The organism is Arthrobacter jinronghuae (assembly GCF_025244825.1).
GTDB classification, from domain to species: domain Bacteria; phylum Actinomycetota; class Actinomycetes; order Actinomycetales; family Micrococcaceae; genus Arthrobacter_B; species Arthrobacter_B jinronghuae.
The window spans coordinates 1,430,224-1,441,928 of the sequence record NZ_CP104263.1 but is presented as its reverse complement, the minus strand read 5'-3'; the positions used below and the strand labels follow the sequence as shown (position 1 = coordinate 1,441,928).

10 protein-coding genes and 1 tRNA gene are annotated in these 11,705 nt (G+C 68.0%); 4 read left to right on the top strand and 7 right to left on the bottom strand.

Going from position 1 to position 11,705, the window contains the following annotated elements:
• Window positions 1–32: 32 nt before the first annotated feature.
• Window positions 33–611: a GNAT family N-acetyltransferase gene (locus N2K98_RS06670; protein WP_255865280.1), complete on the top strand. Its 579-nt coding sequence runs from the start codon at window positions 33–35 to the stop codon at window positions 609–611.
• On the opposite strand, the gene N2K98_RS06665 is transcribed toward N2K98_RS06670, so the two are convergent.
• Both N2K98_RS06665 and N2K98_RS06660 read right to left on the bottom strand, forming a co-directional pair.
• Entirely contained in the window at window positions 608–1,564 is a 957-nt protein-coding gene (locus tag N2K98_RS06665; RefSeq protein ID WP_255865279.1) for a PQQ-dependent sugar dehydrogenase, read from the bottom strand. The genes N2K98_RS06670 and N2K98_RS06665 overlap by 4 nt on opposite strands.
• A gap of 203 nt (window positions 1,565–1,767) precedes the next feature.
• Window positions 1,768–2,541: an SDR family NAD(P)-dependent oxidoreductase gene (locus N2K98_RS06660; protein WP_255865278.1), complete on the bottom strand. Its 774-nt coding sequence runs from the start codon at window positions 2,539–2,541 to the stop codon at window positions 1,768–1,770.
• Between the two features lie 199 nt (window positions 2,542–2,740).
• Here N2K98_RS06660 and N2K98_RS06655 point away from each other — a divergent pair, with 199 nt between their 5' ends.
• Entirely contained in the window at window positions 2,741–3,256 is a 516-nt protein-coding gene (locus N2K98_RS06655) for an alpha/beta hydrolase (protein WP_255798125.1), read from the top strand.
• A 30-nt stretch (window positions 3,257–3,286) separates the two neighbouring features.
• On the opposite strand, the gene N2K98_RS06650 is transcribed toward N2K98_RS06655, so the two are convergent.
• Window positions 3,287–6,034 carry an ATP-binding protein gene (locus tag N2K98_RS06650; RefSeq protein ID WP_255865277.1) on the bottom strand — a complete coding sequence of 916 codons (2,748 nt, stop codon included), beginning with the start codon at window positions 6,032–6,034 and terminating at the stop codon, window positions 3,287–3,289.
• Window positions 6,035–6,291: 257 nt separating this feature from the next.
• Between N2K98_RS06650 and N2K98_RS06645 the strand changes: the two genes are divergently transcribed.
• Entirely contained in the window at window positions 6,292–6,876 is a 585-nt protein-coding gene (locus N2K98_RS06645; RefSeq protein WP_255865276.1) for a small multidrug efflux protein, read from the top strand.
• A gap of 89 nt (window positions 6,877–6,965) precedes the next feature.
• Window positions 6,966–7,607 carry a hypothetical protein gene (locus N2K98_RS06640; protein WP_255865275.1) on the top strand — a complete coding sequence of 214 codons (642 nt, stop codon included), beginning with the start codon at window positions 6,966–6,968 and terminating at the stop codon, window positions 7,605–7,607.
• A gap of 96 nt (window positions 7,608–7,703) precedes the next feature.
• On the opposite strand, the gene N2K98_RS06635 is transcribed toward N2K98_RS06640, so the two are convergent.
• From N2K98_RS06635 to N2K98_RS06620, 4 genes are all read right to left on the bottom strand, one after another.
• A tRNA-Pro gene (locus tag N2K98_RS06635) sits at window positions 7,704–7,777 on the bottom strand.
• 386 nt (window positions 7,778–8,163) lie between these two features.
• Window positions 8,164–9,726: a ribosome biogenesis GTPase Der gene (der, locus tag N2K98_RS06630; protein ID WP_255798129.1), complete on the bottom strand. Its 1,563-nt coding sequence runs from the start codon at window positions 9,724–9,726 to the stop codon at window positions 8,164–8,166.
• A gap of 170 nt (window positions 9,727–9,896) precedes the next feature.
• Window positions 9,897–10,598, bottom strand: a complete 702-nt coding sequence (cmk, locus tag N2K98_RS06625) for a (d)CMP kinase (protein ID WP_255765778.1) — start codon at window positions 10,596–10,598, stop codon at window positions 9,897–9,899.
• Window positions 10,595–11,704, bottom strand: a complete 1,110-nt coding sequence (locus N2K98_RS06620; RefSeq protein ID WP_255865274.1) for a prephenate dehydrogenase — start codon at window positions 11,702–11,704, stop codon at window positions 10,595–10,597. The genes cmk and N2K98_RS06620 overlap by 4 nt, the downstream gene beginning before the upstream one ends.
• Between the last annotated feature and the right edge of the window lies 1 nt (window position 11,705).

The window sequence follows — 11,705 nt, the reverse complement described above, 5'->3', positions numbered from 1 at the left end:
TCTCGAGCATCCTCAGCCTTCGGAGCCGCGAAATGATCGAGGTCCACCCTGCCACCGCGGACCGGTTTGACGACGTCGCCGCAGTCCTGGCGCCGAAGAACCCCGACACCCAGGCCTGTTGGTGCCTCAGCTACCGCCTCCCGACGTCCGAATTCCGTGCCCTCGCCGGCGCTGACCAGCAGGGCAGGCTGCGCCGGTATGCGGAGGAAGGCACCCCGCCCGGCGTCGTCGCCTATGTCGACGGCGAGGCCGCGGGCTGGTGTTCGGTGAGTCCTCGCGCCAGCCACCACCGTCTGCGGTCCTCACGGACCATCCCCGCCGTCGACGACGTGCCGGTGTGGAGCGTGGTCTGCCTGGTTATCCGCCCGCAGTTCCGCCGGCAGGGACTGGCCCGGCACCTACTCGACGGCGCCGTCGACTATGCCCGTGCTGCCGGCGCTCCGGCGCTGGAGGCCTACCCGATCGACGCCGGCGGCGGCCGGATCAGTTCCTCGCTCGCGTACGTCGGCACTACTGCGTTGTTCGAGGCAGCCGGCTTCGAACGCGTGGTGCCGACGGCGTCGAAATCCGGCGGAAAGACCCGGTGGCTGATGCGGAGAAGCCTCGCCTAATCCGTTTCCAGGCGCAGGATCCGGTCATCATCCTGCCCCGGACGGCCGCGGCCGTCCGTGTTGTTCGTCAGGATCCACACACTGCCGTCCGGAGCGTTGACGACGTCGCGCAGCCGGCCGTACTCGCCGGCCAGCTGCTCAGTGGAGGCCCCGAGATTGTCGAGCGGGACCTCCCGCAGCCGTTCACCGCGCAGGTTGGCGATGTACAGGGAGCCCTCCGCCACGGCGATGCCGCTCGGACTGGCTTCCCCGGGCGTCCATTGCTGCATCGGGTCAGTGAAGCCTTCCTCCCCGCCGATGCCCTCGACCTCGGGCCAGCCGTAGTTCCCGCCGGCCTCGATCACGTTCAATTCATCCCAGGTATTCTGCCCGAATTCACTCGCGTAGAGGACGCCGTTGCTATCCCAGGCGATGCCCTGCGGGTTGCGGTGCCCGTAGCTGTACACGAGTGTTCCCGGGAACGGGTTGTCCTCCGGGGCGGTGCCGTCCGGGGTCATCCGCAGGATCTTGCCCGAGAGCGAGTCCCGGTCCTGGGCGCTGTCCCGGTTGCCGGCGTCGCCCGTGGTGGCGTACAGCATGCCGTCCGGGCCGAAGGCGATGCGACCGCCGTTGTGGACCGGGCCGGCGGGGATTGAGTCGAGGATGGTTTCCGCTTCGCCCAGCGCCAATGACCCGGGTTCGCCGGTGACCTCGCGCCGCTCGATCCGGTTCCCTCCGTCCCCGGTGAAATAGGTATACAGGTACCCGTCCTGGACGGCGATCCCGAGAAGGCCGCCTTCTCCCCTGCCGCCGGCGCCCTCGATGGTGCCGATTTCCCGGATGTTGCCGCCGGCGTTGAGCTCCAGGATGTGTGCGGAGTCCCGCTCACTGACCAACGGAATGCCCTCATGGAACGCAATCGACCAGGGCGCGTCGAGACCGGTGGCGAGGACTTCCGGATCGGGTCTTGTCACTTCCGGTCCGGGCGAAACGGAAGAGGGTGGCTCCGGTCCCGGTCCGCCGCCGGTGCATCCGGCCGCCGCGGCCGCCGTGACTGCAACGGCCGCGAGGGCGGCCAACCGGCGTCGTACCTGGCTGCGCCGGGAACCCGTGCCGGTGCCATTGGTCCCCGCAGCCGCGATCCTCACGGTTCCCTTTTGCACCGATGTCCCGGGTATCAATCGACGCTCATCCCGCTCGTGAGGTTCAGGACGGCGCCGTTCATACTCCCGGCGCCGCCCTCGGCCAGGAAGACTGCTGCTTTGGCCACCTCCCCGAGAGTGGGAAGGGTCCCCGTGGTGGTGAGTGACTCGAGAAACCGTGTGAACTCGTCCAGTGCCATCGGCAGGTCCGGTGTGCTTCCGATAGTTTCCAGAATGCGCTGCGGGCGAAGACAGACGACCCTCACTCCCGAGGGACCGAGCTCCGCGGCGAGGGTCCGCGTGAGAGCTTCGACGGCGGCACAAGCCGCTGCGAAGCCGCCCACTCCGGCGATCGAGACCCTTGCCGGCGAGGCGGACAGCAGCAGGACCGTTCCGCTTCCGCGCCGAACCATGTGCACTGCAGCGGCCCGCGAAGTGATGAACTGTGTGCGCAGCCAGCCCGCTGCCGGCGCGACGACGTCGTCCACGGGCATGTCGAGCAGCGGGACGCCCTGCACCGCCGGGAGGCCGGCCGCGTTGAGCACTGCGTCGATCCGTCCTGCGGCGTCGACGACGGCGTCGGCGTGCGCGTCTACGGCCGCGGGATCGGACGCGTCGACTTCGGCCGCATGCACCGGCCCGCCGCCCAGGCCGCGGATGCGGTCCACCGTTGTATTAACGGAGTCGAGGCGGTGCCCGGCGAGGAACAGCTCCGCCCCGCGGCGGGCAAATTCCTCCGCTACGGCACCGCCGATCGCACCGCCGGCGCCATGGATAATGACCTTCCGGGATGGGATTTCCGCAGCCATGGACCCGCTCCTTCTCCGACGCAACCTGGATGGCGGACGCCGTGACGCCGGACGGATGAGGCTAGCAGGGCAGGGCGCCGGAGTCATCCGGGCAGGGCTCCCCTTGACCGGCTAGCGGGCGGAAGACCAAGCTGGCCTGCAGGAACAGGTAACACTCTCAACCCAAACCCGGCACGGCAATGAAATCCCGGGAGAACGCATGGAGATCCTCTTCGTCCATGGAGCCGGCGGCTACCCGGACGACCTGCCCCTCGCAGAAGAACTGCACACCCGCCTCGGCCTGCCCGTTACGGCGCCCCGCTTCCCCGATCAGGACATGTCAGCCGCGGGCTGGCGCAGCGAAATCGAACGGCACCGGAATACCCTCGCCCCTGACCTGGTCATCGTCGGGCATTCCTTCGGGGCGTCGATGGTCCTGCTTCACCTCGCCGATGGATTTCAGGGCACCCCGCCGCTGGGACTTGTCCTCCTGGCAGTGCCTTTCTGGGAGTCGGAGGGTTGGCAGGCGGAATACGCCCTGCCGGCTGACGCCGAACTGCCAACCGGCTTCCCGGTCTGGCTCCACCATTGCGTCGACGACGAGGTGGTGCCCATCGACCACCTGGACCGGCACGCAGCGCGGCTGCCTCACGCCGTCGTCCGCCGGCATACATCCGGCGGGCACCAGTTCGAGGGGCGGATGGCTGCGGTAGCCGACGACGTCGGCACGCCCTAGTGGCGGGCCTCGACCGCCACGCTGCGGGGCTCAGCGAAGGGACAGCTCGCGGAGCTGGCGGCGCGAGGTGACGCCCGTCTTTCGGAAAATGTTCCGGAGGTGGGCGTCAATCGTGCGAGGGCTGAGGAAGAGCTCGGTGGCAACTTCGCGGGAGGTTGCGCCGGTAGCCACCAGCCGGGCGATGTGCATTTCGTGGGCGGTGAGGCTGTCGGTCGGCTGGGCGCTTCTCTTGCGGGGGTGCTCACCGGTGGCACGCAGTTCGCGGGCGGCGCGGGCTGCGAACGCTTCGGCTCCCATGTCCAATAACAGCTCGTGCGCGGTGCGGAGCTGTTCGCGGGCGTCCTGCCGTCGGCCCTCGCGACGAAGCCACTCGCCGTAGACAAGGTGGGTACGGGCGAGGTGGGTGGTTATCCGGCAGCGACTGAGCTGGTCGATTGCCTCACGAAAGTGCTCCTCAGCAGTCCTCCCCGTACTGGTCAACGCCCGTGCACGCGCCGCCAGACCGAGCCCCCACGGCGTACCGCTGGCGAGGGCGCGTGAAGTGAGTTGCTCCAGCGCATCGGCCGCACTCTCCGGCCGACCGGAACGGCACGCCGCTTCGACGAGTTCAGAGTGGGCCAGGTTGTTGAACCTCACCGCTTCGGTGTCGACGGCCCGTGCCGCCGCGGCATGAGCTGCGGAGTAGTCGCCCCGACCGTTATGCAGCACCGCCATGGCGTACTGTGTCAGGGCATCCTCGGTGCTGTGCGCCTGTCCGGCAGCCTTGCGGACAATGCTCGCGCGCATCCCGGCGGTCTCGTCTGGACGGCCGCGCCAGGCAGAGAGGAGGAGCTGCGCGTGCAGCAAGGGCACAGCCTCGGTCGCGGCTGCGATCGCTGCGTGCTCGGCGGCGCGGTCGAACTCACCCGAGAGCACTTGCATGACGGATTGGCCCAGAAGTGCGTCCGGGAGTGCGGCAAGCGCGCCGGTCTCACGGGTCAGACGGACATGACGGATGGACACCGCGTGGAGCATCTCGTCGTCGAACACCGACATTGCGGTTCGGCTCGCGAGCCACCCCCAGCGGCAGGTGTCGGCGACGCTCAGCGCATCAACATCCTGCTCCTGGCCTCCGAAGGCCGCCAGCGCCCGCCGCAGCCCCGGCACACCGGCCGAATACCCCTGAGTGAAGGTCGTCACAAGCCCGTCGAGCAGCAGATCCGCAGGCCGCAGAGACCCCGTCGCGACGGGCGCCGTCAGGGCAGCCTCGGTCACTTCCGGTATGCCGCGGCCGCGGCGGAAGTCACCGGTGACGATCGCCGCTTCGAGCGCGCGCAGATACGTCTCACGGGACAGCACCGGGTCCAGCGGGGCCAGGCTCTTAGCGGCTTCCAGCAGCATTCTCTGCCCTTCGGCGTCGCGCTCGAGGTGGAACGCGATCCGCGCGCGCAGCAGTTCGAGGCGAGCCTGCTGTAGGGTATCGAGCGGCCCGGCCGAAGCGATGGTCAGCAGCTCCGAGGCGTCCGCACCAGCCTCGTGCTTCTCACGCGCGGCTTCCAATGCCCGGCTCGCCCGTGCGGCGGGATCAGGTGTCAGTCTGGCTGCATGCTCCATGAACGCCGCCGCGGCGGACAGCCCGCCGCGGGCACGCGCCCGGCCTGCTGACCGTACCAGTTCCGCGGCGGCGTCCTCATCGGTGCCCAGCACGGCCCGTGCCCGGTGCCAGGCGCGTCGGTCGGGATCGATGTCCGGATTGGTGGCAGCGGCCAGCGCGGCGTGCACGCGGCGGCGCTCCGGCGGGGCGGCGGACCGAAGCACAGCCGAACGCACCAGCGGATGGCGAAACTTCACCCGCGTATCAATCTCCAGCAGACCGGCGGCTTCCGCGGGCGCGGCAGACTCGCCGGCGATCCCCAGGTGCGCGGCCGCACGCCATAGCAGCGCCACCTCTCCGGTTGGATCGGCAGCGGCAATCAGCAGCAAGAGTTGAGTCGGTGCCGGCAGGCTGTCCGAGCGGCGCCGAAAGGTGTCCTCAAGGCGGTGCGTGATGCCCGGCATCGGCTCGAACCCGCCGGCCAGCCACGCAGCCGGCGCGTTACGGGCCAGTTCCAGCAGGGCGAGAGGGTTCCCTCGTGCCTCGGCAAGGACATGGTTCCGCTTCCCGTCGTCCAGGGGTACGTAGTCGGCCGCAGCCAGCAACTCCCGCGCGTCGGTCTCGTCGAGCCCGCCCAAGCGTAAGACAGGGATCCCGTCGAACCCGCGCACATCGCGGTCGGTGGGCTCCCGAAGCGCCAACACCAGCACCATCCGCTCGGCCGCGACCCGTCGTGCCACGAACGCGAGAACCTGGGCAGACGCCTCATCCAGCCACTGCGCGTCGTCGACGATGCACAGAAGGGGCCTTTCCTCAGCGGCCTCGGCTAACAGGTTGAGAGTTGCCAGCCCGATCAGGAACGGATCCGGCACGGCACCGCTTTGCTGCCCGAACGCCACGCCCAGAGCGGCCTGCTGCGGCTCGGGCAGCGAACCCATGCGGTCCAGCAGCGGCGTGCACAACTGATGCAGGCCCGAAAAAGCGAACTGTGTCTCGCACTCCACCCCGACCGAGGACGCCACCCGGAACCCTGAGGCATCAGCCCTGCGGCGGGCGTACTGGAGCAGCGCCGTCTTTCCGATACCCGCCTCCCCGCGCACAATGACTGCCCCGCTCAGCCCGTCTCGTGCCTGCGAGAGGAAGTTGTCGACCGCTGCACGCTCCGCGTGCCGGCCCAGGAAGTCCATCAGTGTCGCTCCCTTCACAGCTTGTCGGCACCCTATTAGGCAATTCCCACCTACGCAAACGAAGTCGCTCCGACCTACCGCGTAGGCGGAAACCGGCGGAATGCAGGGACTTCCACCGACGCGACGGCGCTGACTCCGGTGCGAATCTGAAGACACCGGTGCAGGCGAAGCAGTACGGCCCAGCCAGACCCGGGAACACTGTTTCTGCTGGGGGCAGTTTCGAGAATCGCACAAATCCACGACCCGCATAAGACAAAAGAAAGAAGCGCCGAACCATGAACCCCATTCAGGAACTGATCATCAACTTCCAGGATCTGGCGGCCCAGGTGCCCGAGATCATCCGTCCCTTCATCATGATGCTCGCCGGGGCCGTCCCGTTCATCGAGGCCGAAGGGGCCTCCGTGATCGGCATCCTCGCCGGCCTCCACCCTATCGTTGCCGGTATCGCCGCCGCAGTCGGCAATTTCCTGAGCGTGGTCCTCGTGGTGCTCTTCACGTCCCGGGCCCGCACTGCGGTCACCGACCGCAACACGGCCCGCGTCGCGGCTGCTCGGAGGGCCGAGCGTGTCCCGGCCTCCCTGGGTTACCAGGGGTCCGCTGAGTTCGAGGAGACGGTGCCGGCCAAGCCCGTATCAAAGGGGCGCCAGCGCTTCATGAAGTGGCTCGTCCGCTTCGGCGTCCCAGGCGCGAGCATCCTCGGTCCCCTCGCGATCCCGACCCAGTTCACATCCGCGATCCTCATCGCCGGCGGAACCCCCCGTGGCTGGGTGCTGCTCTGGCAAGGTGTGGCAATCGTCATATGGACGACAGTGGCCACCGTCTCGGTCTGGGCCGCCCTCACCTACGTCGTCGGGGTCTGAGTCACATGAAAGCACGGATCGACGACCCATCGGCGGAACGTAGCCGCGCCGGCAGGGCAGCTCCGAAGAAGCGATTCCGGGAGGAACAAGTGACACCCAAAGAGACGCTGGAACCCGGGGACGGCCATACGCTTCCGCGCTATCGATGGTGGCAGCTGTTCTCGCGTTCCCTCTTTCATCTGCAGCTCACCGGCGAGGACGGTGCACCGGAGATCTGGTCCGTAGAGGTCCGGCCCGGGGGTGATTCGGACGGCGAAGTGCGCGCGCAGCTCTACCGCAACGGGATCAACCAGGCCCGATCGAAACTTCCCGCGGTGTTCGCAGTGCCGGGTGGCGCCATCGAGGTCGAGGTCAGCATCTACGGGCTCAGACGCTGCCACTATGTGACGCCCGACGGGTCCGAGCGACAGCTTCTACCTGATCCTGCCTCGGCCGAAGGACTGCGCGCCCGACTGGAACGGACCAATCCGGCGCTGAGCCGTGCCGTTGGCATCGTATCGGCCAGCGTACTCGTGGTCGCGCTCGTGCTCGGCGTTCCGCAGATCGTTGAGCAGATCATGCAGCTCCCGCCCGTCGCGGAGAACATCGGCACGTTCTCCAGCCCGTTCCAGCTTCCGGCATCGGCGAACATAACGCTGCTGCTGGCAACGTTGGCAGCGAGCACCGAACGTGCACTGAGGCTGCGCTACAACTGGGTCCTCGACGGCGGCTTCCTTGAGGGTGGTGACTAGAGCATCGGCCGGGCTCTGCGGCAGGCTCGACCCCCAGCCCGGCACCCGCTTAAACGACAAAAGCCTGACGAAACTCGCGTTTCATCAGGCTTACCGTCGGGTTGACAGGATTTGAACCTGCGACCCCTTGACCCCCAGTCAAGTGCGCTACCAAGCTGCGCCACAACCCGCAGTTCTTCCGGAATGCCTCCCGGCTGAACCACCTCAAATACCTTACACCACAACCGGTGAATCCGTCGCATCGGGGCTCGCGGGCGTTGCGGGCACCGGCGTACGGCCAAAACAGAGCGCGCACCGGCTCCCCCGCTTCCCGGCTGCGGTGCTTGTACAGATAACGGGCTTATCCGCTTCCCGGCCGCGGTGCTTGTACAGATAACGGGCTTATCCCAGCCGGATAGCCCCGTTATCTGTACAGTGATGAGCCGCCGGACTCCCGGGCCGCTGCCACAGCCCCGAAGCCCCGTTGCCACAGCACCGCAGACACCCCCCCCGGAACGCAGAAACCCCGGCCCCGCTCCCCCATAGGGGACCAGGACCGGGGATTTACGCCGGAGACTTAGCGCTTGCTGTTCTTGCCGCGCTTCTCGCGCACGCGCATGCTGACCTCGATGGGCGTGCCCTCGAAGCCGAACGTCTCACGCAGCCGGCGGGTGATGAAGCGGCGGTAGCCCGGATCCAGGAAGCCGGTGGTGAACAGCACGAACTTCGGCGGACGCGAGGAAGCCTGCGTACCGAAGAGGATGCGGGGCTGCTTGCCGCCACGCACGGGGTGCGGGTGGGCCGCCACGAGCTCGCCCAGGAAGGCGTTGAGCTTTCCGGTGGGGATGCGCTTGTCCCAGTTTTCCAGTGCCGTATCCAGTGCCGGAACAAGACGGTCCTTGTGCCAGCCGGTCTTGGCCGAGATGTTGACGTGCGGAGCCCATTCAACGTGGGCCAGGTCGCGCTCGATCTCGATCTTGAGGTAACGGCGGCGCTCGTCGTCGAGCAGGTCCCACTTGTTGAAGGCGAGGACCAGCGCGCGGCCGGATTCGATGGCCAGCTGGAGGATGCGGACATCCTGTTCGCTGAGGACCTCGTCCACGGCCAGGAGCACGACGGCGACCTCGGCCTTTTCCAGGGCAGCCTGGGTACGCAGGGAGGCGTAGAAGTCCGCGCCCTGGGCCATGTGCTGACGGCGGCGGATGCCGGCGGTGTCGACGAAGCGCCAGGTGCGGCCGCCGAGTTCGATCATTTCATCCACCGGGTCACGGGTGGTGCCCGCGGTGTCATCAACGACCACACGCTCGGACCCGGCCAGCTTGTTCAGCAGCGAGGACTTGCCCACGTTCGGACGGCCGATCAGCGCGATGCGGCGCGGGCCGCCGGAGCGGTCCAGTCCGCCGTATGCGGAGTACTCGGGCAGCACGTCCAGGACGGCATCGAGCATGTCGCCGGTGCCTCGGCCGTGCAGGGCGGAGACCGGGTACGGCTCGCCGAAGCCCAGGCCCCAGAGGGAGGAAGCGTCGGCTTCGTTCTGGATGTCGTCCACCTTGTTGGCGACGACGACGACGGGCTTGCCCTTGCCGCGCAGCATCCGCACCACGGCTTCGTCGGTGGCGGTGATGCCGACGGTCGCGTCGACCACCAGCATGACGGCGTCGGCGTGGTCGACGGCGATTTCGGCCTGGTCGGCAACCCGGCGGTGGATGCCGCGGGCGTCGTGTTCCCAGCCGCCGGTGTCCACCAGGGTGAAGTTCACCCCGTTCCAGGTCGCGGGGTAGGTAACCCGGTCACGGGTCACGCCGGGGGTGTCCTCGACGACGGCCTCGCGGCGGCCGAGGATACGGTTCACCAGGGTGGACTTGCCCACGTTCGGGCGGCCAACGATGGCGACCACGGGATCCTGGCGCAGGGGTGCGTCTTCGTCGTATTCTTCGAAGCCGCCGGCGAGCAGCGCGGCGTCTTCTTCATCAAGTTCGTAGTCGTCGAGACCGGCGCGGAGGGAACGGGCGCGGATATCGGCCTCGTCGTCATCCATTGCCGCGAGGCGCTCGTCGATCTGGTCTTCTCCGGACGGAACGTACTCGTCCGTGGAGGTCCCGTCACCGGCGGTGTCGTCGTTGAGAGGTTTTCCGTTCATTGAATTGCTTTCTTTCCGTTGAGGTCTGCAGCACTGCGTACAGGCCGTCGCCGGACGTTCAGCCCGGTAAGTGTGAGGGAGGATACCTTGCGGCGTTGCCGCCGGATGTCCTCCTCCCATTGAAACACGGGCGGGTGCCCGTGATTGGTGCCGGGTCCCCCGGCGGGGAGCTAGTGGGTACTGGTGAAAACCACTTCGAGTACGGCCGAGACCGTCTCTTCGAAGTCCAGGTCGGAGGAATCGATGGTGACGACGCCGTCGGCGGCCTGCTGGAATTCCACCACGGTGGAGTCCTTCGCGTCGCGGACCAGGACCTGTTCCTTCAGGGCGGCGGCGGTCTGCGTGCCGCCCAGCTGGATGCCGCGGCGGCGGAGCCGGGCTTCTTCGCTGGCGGTGAGCAGGATCCGCACCTCGGCGTGCGGGGCCACCACGGTGGTGATGTCCCGGCCCTCGGCCACGATCCGCAGGCCCGAGTCCCGAATCAGCTGCTGCTGGCGTCGAACCAGTTCCGCCCGGGCACCCAAGGTGGTGGCGACGGCGCTGACCGAGGAGGACACGGCGGGCTCGCGGATGGCGTCGGTGACGTCCCGGCCGCTGACCCGCACCCATTCCTCATCCGGGGACAGGCTCAGGGCAATGTCGGCGTTTTCCGCGGCGGCCTCAACGGCCACCGAATCGGTCAGATCGATGCCGGCCTCCATGCAGGAGAGCGTGACCGCACGGTACATGGCACCGGTGTCGAGATACGCGGCGTGCAGGCGGCGGGCCACTTCCCGGCTGATGCTGGACTTGCCCGACCCCGACGGTCCGTCGATGGCCACAACCAGCGGCTTGCCCTGCCGGAACTGGGCCGGATCCACATTAGAACTCACTGCACTACCTTCCACCCGCGGGCGCTCAATTCAGAAACAAGGTCATTCACCCGGCCGGGCAGGACGGAGATTTCCGCCCGTCCTACCTGCCGGCCGGAGGCGTGCTCCAGCCGGAGGTCTTCCAGGTTCACGCCGATCTCACCGATTTCGGTGAGCAGCCGGGCAATCTGGCCCGGCGTGTCATCCACCAGGACGGTGAAGGACACAAAGGTCTGCGCCGGTCCGCCGTGCTTGCCCGGAATCCGGGCCTGCCCTGCGTTGCCTTCGGCAATCAGCTGCGCCATGTCCAGGCGCGCACCATCCGCGACCGGGTCTTCGAGCGTGCGGATCAGCCGGTTCAGGTCCTCGCGGACCCCGTGCAGGATCGGCACCAGCCGCCCGGCGTTTCCGCTGAGGATCTGCACCCAGAGATTCGGATCGCTTGCGGCAATCCGGGTCACGTCCCGCAGGCCATTGCCGGACAGGGCGAGGGACTGCGGCGGGGTTTCCTGCAGCCGGCTGGCCACCAGGGAAGCCATTACCTGCGGCAGGTGCGAGGTCAGTGCCACGGACGCGTCGTGGTCTTCGGCGGACATCCGGGAGACCACGGCACCCAGGTCGAAGGCAAGGGCCTCGGCGCGGCGCACGGCGTCCGGAGTTGCTTCCTCCGGCGGGCAGATCACCCAGGGCATGCCGTTGAACAGTTCCGCCCGCGCAGCCACCGGCCCGGATTTCTCCCGGCCTGCCATCGGGTGCGTGCCCACGTAACGGCTGAGATCGGCGTCGCGCTCCCGCAGGTCAGCCAGGACGGCGGACTTGACGCTGGCAATATCGACGACGACGGCGGCCGGCCAGTCCTTCAACGCTGCCGCGGCCAGAGACGCGGTAACGTCCGGCGGCGCGGCAACGACCACGAGTGCCGGCTCGAAGCTTTCGCCTGCAGTACTGAGCAGCCGTCCGGCGCCGATGTCGCGGGCCACGGCCTCTGTCGAGGGAGACAGGTCCGAGAGCACCACATCGACACCCCGGGCAGAAAGCCCGAGGCCGATGCTGGTGCCCAGCAGCCCCGTGCCGATAATCAGCACGGATCCGGACAGGTGGGTGCCCCCGTCAGCGGCAGCGGCCATT

Coding starts and splice junctions, on each gene's coding strand:
- N2K98_RS06670 (WP_255865280.1), top strand. CDS start 33: ATGATCGAGGTCCACCCTGCCACCGCGGACCGGTTTGACGACGTCGCC.
- N2K98_RS06660 (WP_255865278.1), bottom strand. CDS start 2,541: ATGGCTGCGGAAATCCCATCCCGGAAGGTCATTATCCATGGCGCCGGC.
- N2K98_RS06655 (WP_255798125.1), top strand. CDS start 2,741: ATGGAGATCCTCTTCGTCCATGGAGCCGGCGGCTACCCGGACGACCTG.
- N2K98_RS06645 (WP_255865276.1), top strand. CDS start 6,292: ATGAACCCCATTCAGGAACTGATCATCAACTTCCAGGATCTGGCGGCC.
- der (WP_255798129.1), bottom strand. CDS start 9,726: ATGAACGGAAAACCTCTCAACGACGACACCGCCGGTGACGGGACCTCC.
- N2K98_RS06620 (WP_255865274.1), bottom strand. CDS start 11,704: ATGGCCGCTGCCGCTGACGGGGGCACCCACCTGTCCGGATCCGTGCTG.